Genomic DNA, 16,384 nt, shown 5'->3' with positions numbered 1-16,384 from the left:
TTAGCGAAGCACCGAAGCGATAGCGTAGTGCGGAATGCCCCGACCCTTGCGTCAGCAAGGGGCACGCCCAAAAAAATTATTTTAAAGCACTCAACTAAGCCATTTTTTGTTTAGATTAGCACAGAGCTATGTCCAAAAATTTTGAACTAGTATCCGATTTTGAACCCGCAGGAGATCAGCCCGAAGCAATTGAACAATTAGTACAAAGTGTCCAGAGCGGAGAACCACACACTGTTTTGCTAGGAGTAACAGGTTCAGGTAAAACATTTACGATTGCCAACATGATCGCCCGCCTAAATCGCCCTGCATTAGTACTAAGCCATAATAAAACTTTAGCCGCACAACTATATGGCGAATTCAAACAATTTTTTCCTAACAACGCTGTAGAATACTTCATCTCATATTACGACTACTACCAACCCGAAGCTTACATTCCTACTACCAACACTTACATTGAAAAAGAACTCTCTATCAACGCCCAAATAGAAAAATTTAGACTAAAAACCGTAAATTCCCTCATATCAGGTAGAAAAGATGTGATTGTTGTAAGCTCAATTAGCTGTATCTATGGTATGGGTAATCCGAAAGACTACCATAATAGTGTTTTACACTTCAAAAGAGGTCAAATTATTTCTAAAACAACCTTTTTATACAGACTAACCGAAATTCTGTACAGCAGAGATGATGTACATTTTCAGCCCTCTAAATTTAGAATTCGTGGTGAAAATGTAGATGTATTCCCGTTGTACGAAGATTATGCTTATCGTTTTGTCTTTTTTGGCGATGAAATTGAAAACATTATACAAATAAATCCAACATCAGGCACAAAAATTAAAGAAGTAGAGGAAATTGTCATATATCCTACAAATATCTTTGTTACCCCTAGACACGTATTAGAGGAAGCGATATCTAAAATTGAAGCAGAATTGCATCAGCAAGTACAATATTTCAAACGCATGGGCATGGAAGAAGAAGCTAAAAGAATTCACGACAGAACCTTAAACGATATAGAAATGATGCGAGAAGTAGGCTACTGCTCTGGCATAGAAAATTATTCGGTTTATTTATCTCAAAGAGAACGCCATAGCCGTCCATATTGTTTGTTAGACTACTTTCCCGAAGATTATCTTGTTATCATTGATGAGAGTCATGTTACTGTACCACAAATTCGCGCAATGTACAATGGAGATAGACAACGTAAATTAGTTTTGATAGAACACGGTTTTAGATTACCTTCTGCTTTAGACAACAGACCTTTGACTTTTGAAGAGTTTGAAAGTCTACCTAACCAAAAAATATATGTATCGGCTACCCCTGGGGATTATGAGCTTAGACAAAGCCAAGGAGTATTAGTAGAGCAGATTGTGCGCCCTACAGGTTTATTAGACCCACCTGTGGAAGTACGATCATGCGCCCCAATAGATGACCTACTTGCCGAAATACAAAAAAGAGTACAGAAAAAAGAAAGAGTTCTGGTTTTAACATTAACCAAAGAAATGTGCGAAAAATTAACGGAATATTTGGCTAATCTTCACATTAAGGTCAAATACATTCACTCTTCTGTAACTGCGTTAGAAAGAGTAGAAATTTTACGGGAGTTGCGTTTAGGTGTTATTGATGTATTAGTAGGTGTCAATTTACTACGTGAGGGTTTAGACTTACCTGAAGTCAGCTTAGTGGCTATTCTTGATGCAGATAAAGAAGGCTTTTTGCGTTCTGAACGCTCTTTAATACAATCAGCAGGTAGAGCTGCCCGTAATGAAAATGGAAAAGTGATTTTGTATGCAGACAAAATTACCCAAGCTATGCAGCGTTTAATTGATGAAACTAACCGCAGGAGAGAAAAACAAATTTTATATAACCAAATACACAATATAATCCCCCGTAGTATTAAGAAAGATAGACAAAGTATTTTAGAACAAACCGCAGCCGCAGATGGAGTGGATAGAATCCAAGTTAAGACTTACTACGTGGAGCAAGAAAGCTTTTCTCTAGCGTGCGACCCTATTATTCCTTACTTGTCTGTTGAAGAATTACAAAAGACGATTCAAAATACTCGCCAAAAAATGTTAGAAGCATCGGAAAACATGGACTTTTTGCTTGCGGCAAAATATCGCGATGAGATGATAGAATTAGAAAAGATATTAGCCGAAAAACAAAAAACAGCTTCAAAGAACTAAATGTTTTGCAAATCTTTGTAATTAACCTCAAATTTTGCTAAATGATATCAAGTAATTAGTTTTGTGCGCGTATGTCATTCATTTATGAAATTACTGCAAGAGAAATATTAGATTCTCGCGGCAATCCTACAGTAGAGGTAGAAGTTCATACAAGTAATAATGTTATAGGTAGGGCAGCAGTTCCCAGCGGTGCAAGCACAGGTGCACACGAAGCTGTAGAGCTTAGAGATGGAGATAAAAAACGCTATTTGGGAAAAGGGGTAGAAAAAGCAGTAAAGAATATCGTTGAAACTATTGCGCCATATTTGAAGGGCAATTCAGTATTGCAGCAAAGACAAATAGACCAAAAACTTTTGGAGTTAGATGGCACAGAAAATAAATCTAAACTGGGTGCAAATGCTATATTAGGTGTATCTCTTGCTGTAGCCCATGCTGCTGCACAATCCTTGAACCTTCCTTTATATCGGTACATTGGGGGAACAAATGCTTGTGTTTTACCTATTCCAATGATGAACATTCTCAACGGAGGCGCACATGCTGATAATGGTATAGACTTTCAAGAATTCATGATTATGCCGATTAAAGCACCTTCTTTCAAAGAAGCCCTTCGCATGGGAACAGAAGTTTTTCACTACTTGAAAAAAGTTTTACAGGATAGACATCTTAGCACAAACGTTGGCGATGAAGGGGGATTTGCTCCTAATCTAAAATCTAACGAAGAAGCTATTGAAGCTGTAATCCATGCCATTGAAGCAGCAGGCTACAAACCTGGCATAGATATTTATCTTGCCATAGATGCGGCTTGCTCTGAATTGTATGATAAGCAAAAGAAAAAGTATATATTCAAAAAATCCACAGGCGAAGAATTTACTTCCAATCAAATGGTTCAATACTGGCAAAAGCTAACACAAAAATATCCTGCGATATTGTCTATTGAAGATGGACTAGATGAAGATGACTGGGAAGGATGGAAAGAATTGACACAAGCTATTGGAGATAAAGTACAGCTAGTAGGAGATGACTTATTTGTAACAAATGTTAAACGATTACAAAAAGGCATAGAGCAAAAAGTAGCAAACTCTATTTTAGTCAAAGTTAATCAGATAGGTACTTTAACAGAAACACTTGATGCTATTGAGTTGGCTAGAAAAAACAGTTACACTTACATTCTTAGCCATCGTAGTGGCGAAACAGAAGATACTACAATAGCAGACATAGCTGTGGCTACGAATTCAGGTTTAATTAAAACAGGTTCAGCATCTCGTACGGATAGAGTAGCCAAATATAATCAGCTTTTGCGTATTGAGGAGCAGTTAGGCAATCAAGCGGTATATCTTGGAACAAACTTCAAGTATGTTAAAGAAAGATAATTGTTCAGTAACTTTTTGAATAAATACAACTCAACGTTCATACAAGCATTCAACTTGAATTCGTAAACCTATCATCCTGATAAACAATCATCTATGCAAATAGTTGGCTTTATTTTGAACAAAATTTGTCTTAAATAAAACTTTTATCCTAACTTTGCTCATCATAGCAATAAATGTAATATGGGATTACTTTCAGTCATCACATTTTTGCCAATACTCGGCGCAATTCTGATACTAACTATACCTTCAAAAATAAAGCAAGCTTACCGATACATTGCTTTGGGCATAACGGGCATCCAATTAGCTTTGACTTTATTTTTGGTCTTTTCCTTTAACTACCAACAGGCGGGCATCAATAAACTCAGTGCGTACCAATTTGTAGAAAGAGTAAACTGGATAACCTTTTCCGTCAAAGGCTACGGTACGCTGAACATTCAGTATTTTATGGGAGTAGATGGACTAAGTATTACAATGGTGCTTTTGTCTGCCATTATATACTTTATCGGCGTATTCGCATCATGGAGTATTGAGAAAAATGAAAAAGGATATTACTCTTTGTATCTTTTGCTCAATACTGCTACATTTGGGGTATTCTGTGCGTTAGACTTTTTCTTGTTCTATGTATTTTGGGAAGTGATGCTGCTTCCACTTTATTTTTTAATTAGCATTTGGGGAGGACCTCGTAGAGAGTATGCTGCAATGAAGTTCTTTTTATACACTTTGTTAGGTTCAGTTTTTATGCTTTTGGTTATGATTGGTTTATACACTTCGGTAGTAACTAATCCCGAAGAGGTGGCTAAAAAGGGAATGAGCGTGGCGCAACATTCTTTTAGTATGATTGATATGATGAATCCTAAGAACTACGTAAGTAGCAGCGTTTTTGCGATAGGTGGAAAGATGTTTGGTATCAATGCAAGGATATTAGCTTTTGCTGTGTTGTTTATAGCTTTTGCTATAAAAGTACCTATGGCGCCTTTACACACATGGTTACCTGATGCCCACGTAGAAGCACCTACACCTATTTCAGCCATATTAGCAGGTATTTTATTGAAACTAGGGGGATATGCGATTTTGAGAATCTGCTACGGTATTTTTCCTGAGGGGGGAATATTCTTTCAAAAGACTTTAATGATATTAGGGGCATTTGCAATTATCTATGGTGCTTTCTGTGCAGCAGGGCAAAAAGATTTAAAGAAATTGATTGCTTACTCATCAGTTTCGCACATGGGCTACGTAACTATGGGTATTGCAGCGCTTACTCCGCTAGCTGTAAATGGAGCTATATTCCAAATGTTTAATCATGGAATAATTTCCTCTTTATTGTTTATTTTGGTAGGGGTAATTTACGACCGCGTACACGACCGACAAATTGCTAGTTTTAGAGGACTATTTGCTGAAATGCCTGTCTATGGCGGATTTGTAATATTTGCTTTCATGGCTTCCTTAGGCTTGCCGATGATTAGTGGGTTTGTTTCTGAAAGTATGGTCTTTATAGGTTCTTTTGAAACTAACAAAGTAATTACTATGATAGCCACTTCGGGAGTATTACTTACAGCCATTTACTATTTGTGGACACTGCAAAGAATGTTTTTTGGACCTTTATACTTGCGCGTGCCTTCTTGGAAAAATGAACTCAAACCTATGACAGCCAGCGAATATGCCTCTGTTATTCCATTAGTGGTAATTGCAATATGGTTTGGTATTCAGCCCTCTGCTTGCCTAGATTTGATGTCTTCTGCAGTTAATGACTTCATAGCATACTCTACTGTAAAAGGTAAAGAGTGCCTTGAAGGTTTTGAAAAATTACAAGCCTTAATAGAAAAATGAATTTACCCCACTTAGACCAAGTGAATTCCCTTTAGAAAATAGGAGTTAAACTTTCGTACATGCTCTTGCTCAGCATACTACCAATTCAATTTTGGAGCAATAGAGTTTAGTTTGGGTAAGTAACTATCCAAGTTTGTCCATTTCGTATTGCTTGGCTATTTGTTGTACTTCTTCCTCTGAAACATTCTTAATTTCTTTGCTAATTGCTTCAAACAAATTTACAGCTTGGTTGATTTGTTTTGTATTCAGTCGGGATAAAATAAGCTGTGCAGCAGGTTGATACATAATTTTGCGAAGGTAATGAACTTTTTCACTTTCCACAGCTTTGATGTAGGTGCTTCGCCTATCTCCAGGCTTGAAAAATCGTTCAATATACCCTAGTCTTTCTAATCGGTCAATAATTCCAGTTAGAGAAGAGAGCTTGATATGAAATTTTACCCCAACTTTTGAAATTTTAGTGTCGCCCTCTTCTAAAAGGAACATCACAATTTGGAAGTCGTCAGTAGTACATTGGGCGATATTGTAAAATTGGTTTTCAAAATATTTGATAGCATTGTTGTAGTGATACAACGTTTTGGCTAAAATTTCTACTTGTTGTTGATTAAATTTCTCCATATTCATAGCAAATTTGTAAGTTTAGTTTGAAAAATCAGGAAATAATTGAATTTGAATGGTAGTTCCTTCTTGAACTTTGGATTGTATGTTGATATTTCCTTTGTAAAAATAAACAATTTCGCGAACCAATGCCAACCCTGTACCTGTACTTTGTTCGGTACCTAAATCATGATGTATGCGAGTAAAAGGGGTAAAAGCAGATAAAATTTTATCCTCTGGAATCCCTATACCGTTGTCTTCCACAGTAACGCCTATGGGCGTACTACTGAAAGTAATCTTTACCCAACGTTGAGCTTTTTGAGTATCTGAGTATAAAATACTATTTTGAACTAGCGCAAAAACAAGCTGCGCCATTAGCTTTGGGTTTAATCTGGCTGAAGCCTCTAAATTGTACCAGCTAAGTTCTACTTTTCGCTCTTGGGCTAGTTGTTTAATTTTAGAAAAAACGGGCTGTATAGCATCCTTCCATGTAGTTTCATGTACATCTTTGTAGATGTATTTTACTTTGCGAAGGGTCATGTAATCTGTGGTCAGTTGGGCAGCTAAGGAAGCTTCTTTGTATAAAAAATCCAGGTACATGTTTTGTTGAGGTGTTAAACCTTCCCGCTCTTCTACAAAAATCTGCACTAAACTCAATATTCGGTTCGCTGCTCCTTTTATATCGTGAGCGGCTTTGTAATAAGCATCTGAGTCCTGCTCAAAGCTAATAACAGGTACAGATATCATGCAAGTAGTTTTTTAATGTGTTCTATTAGTTCTGTGAAATCGTGATAGACCAAAGACTTTAAGTAATATCCTTTGACACCTAAGCGATTACAATAAATTTTATCTTCAGGATCTTCTGAACCTGTTAATACTATCACATTGAGTTTAGAGAGTTCTTCACTTACTTGAAGCATTTTTAACACTGCTCTACCATCTTGGTCAGGCAAATTCAAATCTAAAATCATACAGTTAGGCAACGAATCCGTTTCGTATAAATAATCTAAACATTTGATGCCATCTGCTACTTTGTCAATCTGAACTTCGGGGATGGCTTTTTGAATTGCTTTTTCAAGAATGAGCAATTCAGCAGGATTATCCTCTACAATTAGAATTTTCGCCATTTTTTTCATAAGCTACTATTTAAGTTGTTTTGCGTATTCTTTCGCTATGCTTAGCAATAATTCAGAATTACTGTAAGGTTCTAAAATAATTTTCAAAGACTCTTTGGGGTGATTTTGCTGTACCCATACAAAAAACTTTTGTGTATTTTGTATGTACTTGTCTGTCCATTCTTGAGTATTAGCGGCGCTGCTGATAATTTTGAGTATTTTATCTTCTTTGATGACAAACTTTTTTCTATACTGTTGAGCAGGGCGTTTGAGTAGTGAGTCCAAAACATCAGTAATTTTTTCAAACACAATTACCGTGTCTTTATTGATTTTCATATCAAGGATGTATGCTTTTGATTTAATTTGCTTGTCAAACTCAAAGATAAGGGCAAAGGTATCCGCAGGCATTGAATAGTTATCATCTGTATATTGTATGCCAGCGGTAGTGAATAGTTTTTTAATCTGCTCTATATCTCTTTTTTGATAGTAAGTGTCATAGTAAGTGGTTACAATTTTTTTATACCGTTCTTGCTTACTTTGGCAACCCCAAATAAGCAAAATAGACGTGCTAACAAAAAGCCAATAGCGGACCATCATATCTTATGTGGTTTGTATAATTTGAACAGAGAGAATTTTATCGTCTTGTTTAGTATGGTTAATGACCTCTAATCCTTCTACTACTTTGCCAAAACAAGCATGATTTCTGTCTAAATGCGTAGTATTTTTTCTGTTATGACGAATAAGGAATTGTGAACTTCCTGTGTTACGACTTTTGCGCGTCATAGAGATTGCTATATCATGATATTGGTTTTTGTCTGTCTGTTTGCAGGGGATAGTATAGCTTGGTCCTGCTGTATCATTTCCGCTCGGATATGCTGTTTGAATAATAAAATCAGGAATAAGACGGTCAAATATAATTCTATTGTAGAAAGTTTTTTGGACAAGGTTACAAAAATTTTCTACCGTAATAGGTGTCTCTTCTGTGTAAAAGTATACCAACGCTGTACCTTTTTGAGTGTGTATATGGGCTATACGCATGATAGCAAAGTTAATGACTTTTTTATGGTAAAAAAAATTTTTTGACTTTTTTGTCCAATTTGGGGCTTTTCAAAGGGATTTTAGATTTTAATGATTTCATTTTTTGGGCGTGCCCCTTGCTGACGCAAGGGTCGGGGCATTCCGCACGTAGCCCGAAGCACGCCGACCTTGCCCACACAAGCGCAAGCGAAGTGTGGGCAAGGGCACGCTCAAAAAAATAAATAACTAAAACTTTTTTATAGTTATCGCCCGCATAAGGCAAAAATATGCTAGTATAACATTGCTCACAGGTTTGATGTATGAGCTTTTTTGTTTTATTTTGCCTAAAATTGTTAAAAGTAGCTCAAACTTCATAGGTATGAGGCATAAAAACTGGATACTATGCTTGGCAGTAAGTTGGGTAGCGACTAACTTATTCAGCCAAGAAAACCTATCGTATGACCATTTAGCATTTTCTGCTACGGTAGCAAAAGACAGCACCGCACAGCACCTGTATCCTGATGTTTTACCTTTGAAAGCAGATTTGATTCAAATTACAAATGAATGGAAAGGTACTCGCTACCGTTACGGTGGGATGTCCAAGCAAGGTACGGACTGTTCAGGATTTGTACTAAGAGTTTTAGAGCAAGCTATGCCCCAAGTACAGCTTCCACGCAGTTCAAAAGATATGTATGCACAAACTTTACGTATTCCGCTTTGCGAAGCTAAACCTGGAGATTTGCTCTTTTTCAGAAATAGCGTCCGTTTACCCATTAGTCATGTAGGTATCTACTTAGGTCAAGGTTATTTTGCCCATGCGGTAGGTTATCATGGAGTAATTATTAGCCATTTATCCGAAGACTATCATAAAAAAACTTTTTACGCTGCTACACGCATCACCGAAAAAAACTTCAAAAAGGATATACCTCACTAAGTATGGAAATTCAACTCTCGGACTTTGACTACACATTGCCCCAAGAGCGAATAGCCATAAAACCTGTAGAACCCAAAGATCACGCTAAGCTGTTGGTCTATAAAAATGGCATAATAAAAGACACGTATTTTTACCTTTTAGCCGATGAACTGCCTGAAAACAGCATTTTAATTGTCAACAACACTAAGGTAATTCCTGCAAGACTATGGTTTGAGAAACCTGATTCGCAATGTATTATTGAAGTTTTTTGCCTAAATCCGATAGGCATAGATATTCAGCAAGCAATGGAGCGCACTGCTTCTGCTACTTGGGAGTGTATGATTGGTAATAAAAAAAGATGGAAAAAAGGTCAGCTCAAACAGCAGTTTGGAGATATTGAACTTAGCGTTACTTGTGTAAAGTCTTTTCAAAATACTTTTGCGGTAGAATTCAATTGGCGACCTGAAAATTATACTTTTGCACAGGTGTTAGAAAGTGCAGGAAAAATGCCCCTTCCTCCCTACATAGCTCGCGATGCTGATGAAGAAGACAAAAAAAATTATCAAACTATATTTGCACAAGAAATTGGCGCAGTAGCTGCCCCTACCGCAGGACTACACTTTACTGAACGTGTGCTAAATTCTCTAAAAAATAAAGGTATAAACCTACAAACTGTAACCTTACACGTAGGCGCGGGCACATTTATGCCGATTAAAACCAACAATCCGCTAAATCATTCTATGCACTATGAGAAAATTTCTGTTAGCTATGACGTTTTGTATTCTTTGTATGAAAATTTTGAGCAAGTTCCATTTATTGCCGTAGGAACAACAACTCTACGAACATTAGAAAGCATGTATTGGCTAGGGGTTCGTTTATTAGAACGCAAACCTATTACATTGCCGTATTTGATAGAAAAGCAAGACATAAGTTGGACATATCCTGTCAAATATACCTTCAAACAGAGTTTGGAAGCAGTTTTAAGTTGGTTAGATGCTCTTAATTCCAAGCATATAGAGGGATATACTAATCTGTACATTGTTCCCTACACTCCCATTCAAAGCATAAATGCTATTATCACTAACTTTCACCAACCTAAAAGTACCCTGTTGATGCTTATCAGTGCCATAGTAGGTCAAAACTGGAAGGATATCTATACCCATGCACTGCAAAATGGCTACCGTTTTTTAAGTTACGGCGATGCTAACTTGTATTGGAAGGAATAAATTTATATCAAATGACTTCAGTCATACTCTATCAATGTATTTGGCAGCCATTTTTTGAGCTTAGCTTTTTCGGATTCACTGATAGGGTTACCTTTCAAACTTAAATATTTAAGGTTTTTTTGAAGTTTAGATATTTCGGGCGGAAGTGCGGTAAGCGCGTTATTGTTTAATATCAGGCGTTCTAAATGAGTTAATTTTCCGATAGCAGAGGGAATTTTAGTTAATTGACAATTAGACGCGTTGAGAACTTTAAGTGTAGTAATGTTTCCAATACTATCTGTGAGTGTTTTCAGGGGGTTGTTAGCAATTTCTAACATTCGTAAATGTTTTAGTTTGCCTATGTCAGGTGATAAAGCTTTAAGATTGCAATTTTCTAGTTCTAACCATTGCAGTTTAGGCAGTTGAGATAAAATCTGAAAAAAGCTGCTTGGGGTGGCAATGTTATTGTTTTTACCTACGTACAGCCATTGTAGATTTTGTAAGTTTGCTATTTCAGGGGGCAACTGCTTAATCAGATTGTTTTGAATGTACAAAGCTTGTAGATGTGTAAGTTTTCCTATTTCAGGAGGTAGTTGTTTGATAAGGTTATTTTGAAGGTTGAGTACTTCTAAATTTTTGCAATATTGAATTTCACCTGGAATACTTTGTAGTTGATTGTTTTGTAAAGTCAAAGATTTTAGTTTTTGCAACTTACCAATTTCCGCAGGAATTTGAGTAATTTTATTGGTTTGCAGATTGAGAATTTCTAAATGTTCTAACTTGCTGATTTCAGTAGGTATGCTAGTGATATTGTTATTTTGTGCATTGATAATCTGTAACAAAGGTAAGTCCCCAATTTGAGGAGGTAAAGTTTCTAGCATGTTGTAGCTTATATCAAGTACGTGAAGTTTTTTAAGCTTGCTTATTTCAGGAGGAAGAGAAGTTAAATCCTGTTTGCTAAGGTTGAGTTTATAGACCTTATCAGGTTTGCTAAGGGCAATAGTTATAGAAGTGTCTACAGGATGCTTGTGTAGAACATCAATAGGGAGAATTTGAGTGTAGGCATACAAGCATGCAGTAAACCACAAAGTGTAACATACTATTTTCATACGAGTAGCACAAAAATACATAATTTTGTTAGGCATGTTTCAAAACCTGGTTAAAAAGGGGGTGTATGTATGTAGTGTAGTGTTAGGAATTATTGCCTTTGTTTTCTTTTTGTTTCATGCTTTTGCCAAAGATCCTGCTCAAATGCTCGTTGGACAACGTGCAGATATTCAAACTATAGAAAGTATTCGCAAAGACCTACATTTAGACAAACCTATCGTATATCGTTTTTTGTATTACCTGATAGACTTATCACCTATTTCTGTTCATTTTCAAGAAACAAAAAGTTATGCAAAATATGATTATGTTATACTTGCAACTATAAGAAACCATGTGATTTTGCTCAAAAAACCGTACTTAGGTCGTTCTTATCAAACGAATGAAAAAGTTTGGCAGACGATAACAGAACATCTGCATGGTACATTGCTATTGTCATTTTTAGCTTTATGTGTAGCTATTTTTTTGGGAGTTTCAGGGGGAATACTTGCAGCAGTGTATAAAAAAACACTTTTAGATTACGCAATACAACTCTTTACTAATGTAGGTATTTCTCTGCCTTCGTTTTTTGCTTCGTTAATTATAGCTTGGTTTTTTGGATATTGGCTGCATGACTATACGCATTTACCTTTTTCGGGGTATATTGAGCAATTTGATGCGCTTTCACTTTCTTTTTATTATGATTGGCGATACGCGGTATTGCCGAGTTTGACTTTGGGAGTACGTCCTGCTGCTATTATTGCGTCATTGACTCGGAGCAGCATGATAGAAGTATTACAAGAAGATTACATTCGTACCGCGAAAGCCAAAGGCTTATCAAATTTTAGGATTTTGTTCAAACATGCTTTGCGAAATGCACTTAATCCCGTAGTATCAGCTATTTCTAATTGGTTGGCTTCTCTAATAGCAGGGGCTTTTTTCGTAGAGTACGTGTTTAGCTGGAAAGGAATAGGATATTTAACAGTTCAAGCGATGGAGCAGCAAGACTTTCCTGTACTGATGGGAGTTGTGTTGGTTTTAGGAGTGTTTTTTGTGCTAATTAACTTTTTTACGGATATAGCATATCAATGGATAGATCCACGCGTACGTGTGTAGAGGTTGTGCTTCCTTGTATTTTTACTTAAATTTGTAGAATAAATGAAGTTTAAGATTTGGTTTATTGTGTGGTTAGGAATAGCCCTAACTGGATGTAAGAAAAACATATTTAAGCCCAAAGTCGTCAAGGATGACAACAGCGTATTGAGTGCCATAGGTAATCGTAAGAGTGTAGATGGAGTATTTACATGGTTCAAAAACGCATACGAGTTTAGAGATAGTACCTTGTACGGAAAACTCTTACATCCCAATTTTAGATTTACATACTATGATTTTGCAAACAATACACAAATTTCATGGGATAGGGGTGAGGAGATGCGCATCCAACACCGCTTATTCCAAAGCGTCAAAAATATCTCCCTTACATGGAACAACTACATTCAATTAGATACCACAGCTACTTCAGCAGAAGTGGTTCGTTCTTTTAACTTGTTATTAGAAATTGATGCGTACACAACTTACAGAGGTACAGGCAGAGTAATTTTTACGCTTACTCGCAATCAAGCAGATGAGGAATGGCTATTACTACACTGGTTTGATGACTCTGATTTTTAGTTTATTTTCGTATTATGAAATTTTTCAGTAACAGCTTTTTTTACACAAAAATTAGGAAGCTTTTGGATGCACTTATTTTTTGGGATAGCAAATGCAGAATTTTTGTTCCATTTTTACTAAGCGCTTTTTACTGGATTTTTTTTGTGAGAATTGCTTTATTAAAGAACTGTGTTGCCCAAGCCCAAACATGGCAGGACTACATGCAAAAAGGAAACGCTCTTTATCAAACCAAAGAATATGATAGCGCCTCTTTTTATTTTAGAAAAGCTTACCAGTACGCAGCACAGCAAAGAAACCTATCCCATCAAAAAGAAAGCATAAAGCAGATTATTGCAGCCGAGTTATACGCTTTTTCCCCTGATACAGCTCTTAAGTATGCAAACTTAATGTGGCTTAGTGATTTTCAACCTTATGAAATTTATTTTGCTAAAGAGAACATTTTTCGGAGATTTTTATATTACGATAGCGCAGCACTATATGCTGCAAAATATAGTCAGTATGCCCCTAAAAGCGATACTAGAACAGAAGTTGAACGGTTAAAAGCAGCAGTAACAGCGTATTACGAAGCATACTATTATGATTTAGCTTTATTTCATTCCAAAAGACTTTTAAACTTATGCGAAGAGGTATATTCTAAAAATAGTTCCGAATACGCCGAAGTAAACCTACTTATTGCGGCTATTTTAGCTAAAAAGGGTGAAGTATCCACAGCTAAAACAGTTGTTGAACAGGCTATAAAGATTTATCAAAAGTACTCTGAAAAACCAGAGGGATTAGCTTATGCACTGTATGCAAAAAGCGTTTTACTTACAGAATTAGGAAATTATTTACTTGCATTAAATTCTATTTACCAATCCATCGTACTTTATAAAAAACAATACGGAGAGCAGTATATACACACTGCCAAGGCTTTCCTACAATTAGGTATACTGCATGAAAAAATGGCTAAGTATGACTCTGCACTATACTACCAAAGAAAAGCACTAACATTATTCAAAAACATATTACCTGAAAATGATTTACACATTGCTCGTGTTTTACAGGCTATAGGTACCACCTACTTTGCACAAAGAAATTATGAGAAAGCAGAAGAATATTATCAAAACGCACTATTTATCCAAAAGCAGCACTATGTAGAATATCATCCTCAATTAGCAGAAACTTACAAAAACCTTGGCGCAGTGATGGAAGCTCAAAAAGATGCGGTTTTGTGTTACCGGTTTTATGAATTAGCTAATAACATCTACCTGCGTACACTTGGTACAAAGCATATAGAAGTAGCCCAAAGCTATATCAATTTAGGTACCGCTTACTTTCTGAAAAAAGAACATCAAAAAAGTCTTAATTATTATCTTAAAGGTTTGCACTTATTAGAGCATAATCCTCAATGGGCTATGCACGAGTATTTACTTCAAGCTTATCAAAAACTTTCTTTTTTTTACCAAACCGAAAAAGATTATGAAAAAGCTATCCAATACGCAGAAAAAGCTGTCTTTATTCTCAAAAATAAAGTAAGTTCACCTAACGTGTATTTGTCTGAACAATATTTACGTTTAGCTGCTTTATATCGCTTGTCTAAGCAGTATATACGCCAAGTGCAAGCTTATCAAAACGCTATTGATGCCTTATGTCTTCAAAGTACTAATGAAGCTTTTGCTACACCTACCTACAAGAACGTAATTTTAGAAGAAAAAGTCATTCCTTTGCTTATTCAAAAAGCAAATCTAATCATAGAAAACTACTCTTATTCTCATTTACAACCTATTACTTTGTGGCTAAACGATGATGGAAAAACTGCATATCAAGATAGCCAAAAAGAGTATGAACTCAATAGTTCGCTTAATGCGCTGGAGTTAGTTTTGGAATTGAAGTTAAAATTATTCAGGCAGGGGCAATATGTGCCACTCCCCGAAGAAGTTCCTCAAAAAATAATTTTTTTATCCTTACATCTTTATCAATTTACACGACAAAAGCACTATCTAGAAAAAATAGTTTCTTATAGTGAGTTATTTGCTCGTTTTTCACATCAGTTTGCTGAACCGAATCTCAAATTTTATTCATCTACCCAAGATACTTTAACAGATCGTCATGCTAAGATTAACAAGCAAATTTCTAATCTAAAAAAAGAGCTGATTTATGCTTCTAAAAACGATTACAAAGTGGATACGCAATGGGTAAACACACTAGTCAAAGATTATCAAAAAGCACAACAATCTTTATTCAATTTGTGGCAAAATGCGCAAAAGTACGCCCCTGACTACTATTTTTGCTACCACATAAAAGGTTTGAATACTACTTTTGTTGAAACTCAAAATGAAAACTTAATTTACTCTATTTTTTTGGATGAAATTTCTAAAAGATGGAAAAAAATACAAGATGAGCAGCATCCTCTGCATAAAGCCCATATTTTACACTATTTGCCTTTACCAAATGCCCAAAGTGTAGCATTGCTTGTAAGTAGCCAAAAAACGGACTTTATTCCTTTACCTACTACTTCCGAAACCTTCAAATACATTACTGCAATAGACTCTGCTATGAAGCAAAAAAATTTTACTCTTTTAGAACAGATAAGCCCTATACTTTACTCAACCTTGTTTGAACCGATTAAAAACTACCTCACGCATAATACGCTGATTGTTTTTTTGCATGGCAATTTTAGTCAATTATGCATAGAAAATTTGATTGCAGACAAAAAAAATACGCTAATTCAAAAATACAGAATTTTGTATGCTTTTTCAGTAGCGGATTTGTTTGAGATAAAAGAAGAAAAACCTAAAACTACTTTTGCACAAAACTATCACAACGTTCGTCGGTCTGTATCTGGGTTAGAAAACTCTAAACTTGGTTTTAAGAGCGTTAGTAATACTGTGAATAGTATTGATATTTTACACACAGATACACCGATTGACTACAAACCAGGTTCAAAAATTTTATCTTGTTATTTGTACATTTCTAGCTATTGCAATACTTTTGTGCCGTACATGTCGGCTAATTGTATTACGCTGCGCTATCCTTTGGAAATAGAAACGGAACAATTTTTTTGGCGAGAATTTTACGAAAGTTTATCTAAAAGCCGTACAATTTGGGATAGTTTTTACACGGCGCAGCAAAAGGTAGAAAAAAACTCATTGTATTCTGTAGGTTGTTTTCGTTTATTTATTGGCAAGATATAGCCATTGTTCATAACAGTTGAGAAAGTTAAATTCTTTTGGGCAAGTGGTTTGATGAAAGTTCGGAATAAAAGTCGCAGATTGTAGCATTATTTGCGTGCATATAGCTTATTTGTTGTTGATTTTCAGAAGTTTTCAAGCAAATTGTAATATTTAATTTGATTTTTTGGGCGTGCCCCTTGCTGACGCAAGGGTCGGGGCATTCCGCACTACGCTTCGCTTCGGTACTTCGCTAACGC

The 16,384-nt window shown here is 35.9% G+C and carries 14 protein-coding genes; 8 read left to right on the top strand and 6 right to left on the bottom strand.

Annotated features, from left to right (window positions below; all coding sequences use genetic code 11):
* Positions 1–128 precede the first annotated feature (128 nt).
* The 3 genes from uvrB (at position 129) to NZ519_05225 (ending at position 5,377) form a co-directional block, all read left to right on the top strand.
* Entirely contained in the window at positions 129–2,180 is a 2,052-nt protein-coding gene (gene uvrB / locus NZ519_05235; protein MCS7028150.1) for an excinuclease ABC subunit UvrB, read from the top strand.
* A gap of 71 nt (positions 2,181–2,251) precedes the next feature.
* Positions 2,252–3,550, top strand: a complete 1,299-nt coding sequence (eno, locus tag NZ519_05230) for a phosphopyruvate hydratase (GenBank protein MCS7028149.1) — start codon at positions 2,252–2,254, stop codon at positions 3,548–3,550.
* Positions 3,551–3,730: 180 nt separating this feature from the next.
* Entirely contained in the window at positions 3,731–5,377 is a 1,647-nt protein-coding gene (locus NZ519_05225; protein MCS7028148.1) for an NADH-quinone oxidoreductase subunit M, read from the top strand.
* Between the two features lie 123 nt (positions 5,378–5,500).
* On the opposite strand, the gene NZ519_05220 is transcribed toward NZ519_05225, so the two are convergent.
* From NZ519_05220 to NZ519_05200, 5 genes are read right to left on the bottom strand one after another with little or no spacing between them, the layout of a single operon-like run.
* The gene (locus NZ519_05220) at positions 5,501–5,992 is read right to left on the bottom strand and encodes a MarR family transcriptional regulator (protein ID MCS7028147.1); all 492 of its coding nucleotides are present in this window, start codon (positions 5,990–5,992) and stop codon (positions 5,501–5,503) included.
* A 21-nt stretch (positions 5,993–6,013) separates the two neighbouring features.
* The gene (locus NZ519_05215) at positions 6,014–6,718 is read right to left on the bottom strand and encodes a HAMP domain-containing histidine kinase (GenBank protein MCS7028146.1); all 705 of its coding nucleotides are present in this window, start codon (positions 6,716–6,718) and stop codon (positions 6,014–6,016) included.
* Positions 6,715–7,107: a response regulator gene (locus NZ519_05210; protein MCS7028145.1), complete on the bottom strand. Its 393-nt coding sequence runs from the start codon at positions 7,105–7,107 to the stop codon at positions 6,715–6,717. Before NZ519_05210 ends, NZ519_05215 begins: the two co-directional genes overlap by 4 nt.
* Positions 7,108–7,113: 6 nt before the next feature.
* Positions 7,114–7,644, bottom strand: a complete 531-nt coding sequence (locus tag NZ519_05205; GenBank protein MCS7028144.1) for a hypothetical protein — start codon at positions 7,642–7,644, stop codon at positions 7,114–7,116.
* Between the two features lie 42 nt (positions 7,645–7,686).
* On the bottom strand, positions 7,687–8,124 hold the full coding sequence (locus tag NZ519_05200) for a peptidylprolyl isomerase (GenBank protein ID MCS7028143.1): 438 nt from the start codon (positions 8,122–8,124) through the stop codon (positions 7,687–7,689).
* 319 nt (positions 8,125–8,443) lie between these two features.
* On the opposite strand from NZ519_05200, the gene NZ519_05195 reads away from it, so the two are divergent.
* Complete coding sequence (locus tag NZ519_05195) at positions 8,444–9,037, top strand: C40 family peptidase (GenBank protein MCS7028142.1); 594 nt, start codon at positions 8,444–8,446, stop codon at positions 9,035–9,037.
* Between the two features lie 2 nt (positions 9,038–9,039).
* Positions 9,040–10,242 carry an S-adenosylmethionine:tRNA ribosyltransferase-isomerase gene (locus tag NZ519_05190; GenBank protein ID MCS7028141.1) on the top strand — a complete coding sequence of 401 codons (1,203 nt, stop codon included), beginning with the start codon at positions 9,040–9,042 and terminating at the stop codon, positions 10,240–10,242.
* Positions 10,243–10,259: 17 nt separating this feature from the next.
* Here NZ519_05190 and NZ519_05185 read toward each other — a convergent pair whose 3' ends face one another.
* Positions 10,260–11,366, bottom strand: coding sequence for a leucine-rich repeat domain-containing protein (locus tag NZ519_05185; GenBank protein ID MCS7028140.1), 1,107 nt, complete (start codon positions 11,364–11,366; stop codon positions 10,260–10,262).
* Between NZ519_05185 and NZ519_05180 the strand changes: the two genes are divergently transcribed.
* From NZ519_05180 to NZ519_05170, 3 genes are all read left to right on the top strand, one after another.
* Entirely contained in the window at positions 11,365–12,420 is a 1,056-nt protein-coding gene (locus tag NZ519_05180) for an ABC transporter permease (protein ID MCS7028139.1), read from the top strand. The genes NZ519_05185 and NZ519_05180 overlap by 2 nt on opposite strands.
* 42 nt (positions 12,421–12,462) lie before the next feature.
* Complete coding sequence (locus NZ519_05175; GenBank protein ID MCS7028138.1) at positions 12,463–12,975, top strand: hypothetical protein; 513 nt, start codon at positions 12,463–12,465, stop codon at positions 12,973–12,975.
* A 143-nt stretch (positions 12,976–13,118) separates the two neighbouring features.
* A complete protein-coding gene (locus tag NZ519_05170) occupies positions 13,119–16,148 on the top strand; it encodes a tetratricopeptide repeat protein (GenBank protein MCS7028137.1) in 3,030 nt (1,009 codons plus the stop codon).
* Positions 16,149–16,384: the final 236 nt, after the last annotated feature.

This window comes from Bacteroidia bacterium (assembly GCA_025056095.1).
Taxonomy (GTDB): Bacteria; Bacteroidota; Bacteroidia; order JANWVE01; family JANWVE01; genus JANWVE01.
This window is presented reverse-complemented; position numbering and strand designations above follow the sequence as displayed.

Excerpts from the sequence above, each read along its gene's own strand:
- uvrB (MCS7028150.1), top strand. The coding sequence starts at position 129 with ATGTCCAAAAATTTTGAACTAGTATCCGATTTTGAACCCGCAGGAGAT.
- eno (MCS7028149.1), top strand. The coding sequence starts at position 2,252 with ATGTCATTCATTTATGAAATTACTGCAAGAGAAATATTAGATTCTCGC.
- NZ519_05225 (MCS7028148.1), top strand. The coding sequence starts at position 3,731 with ATGGGATTACTTTCAGTCATCACATTTTTGCCAATACTCGGCGCAATT.
- NZ519_05220 (MCS7028147.1), bottom strand. The coding sequence starts at position 5,992 with ATGGAGAAATTTAATCAACAACAAGTAGAAATTTTAGCCAAAACGTTG.
- NZ519_05215 (MCS7028146.1), bottom strand. The coding sequence starts at position 6,718 with ATGATATCTGTACCTGTTATTAGCTTTGAGCAGGACTCAGATGCTTAT.
- NZ519_05210 (MCS7028145.1), bottom strand. The coding sequence starts at position 7,107 with ATGAAAAAAATGGCGAAAATTCTAATTGTAGAGGATAATCCTGCTGAA.
- NZ519_05200 (MCS7028143.1), bottom strand. The coding sequence starts at position 8,124 with ATGCGTATAGCCCATATACACACTCAAAAAGGTACAGCGTTGGTATAC.
- NZ519_05190 (MCS7028141.1), top strand. The coding sequence starts at position 9,040 with ATGGAAATTCAACTCTCGGACTTTGACTACACATTGCCCCAAGAGCGA.
- NZ519_05180 (MCS7028139.1), top strand. The coding sequence starts at position 11,365 with ATGTTTCAAAACCTGGTTAAAAAGGGGGTGTATGTATGTAGTGTAGTG.
- NZ519_05185 (MCS7028140.1), bottom strand. The coding sequence starts at position 11,366 with ATGCCTAACAAAATTATGTATTTTTGTGCTACTCGTATGAAAATAGTA.
- NZ519_05175 (MCS7028138.1), top strand. The coding sequence starts at position 12,463 with ATGAAGTTTAAGATTTGGTTTATTGTGTGGTTAGGAATAGCCCTAACT.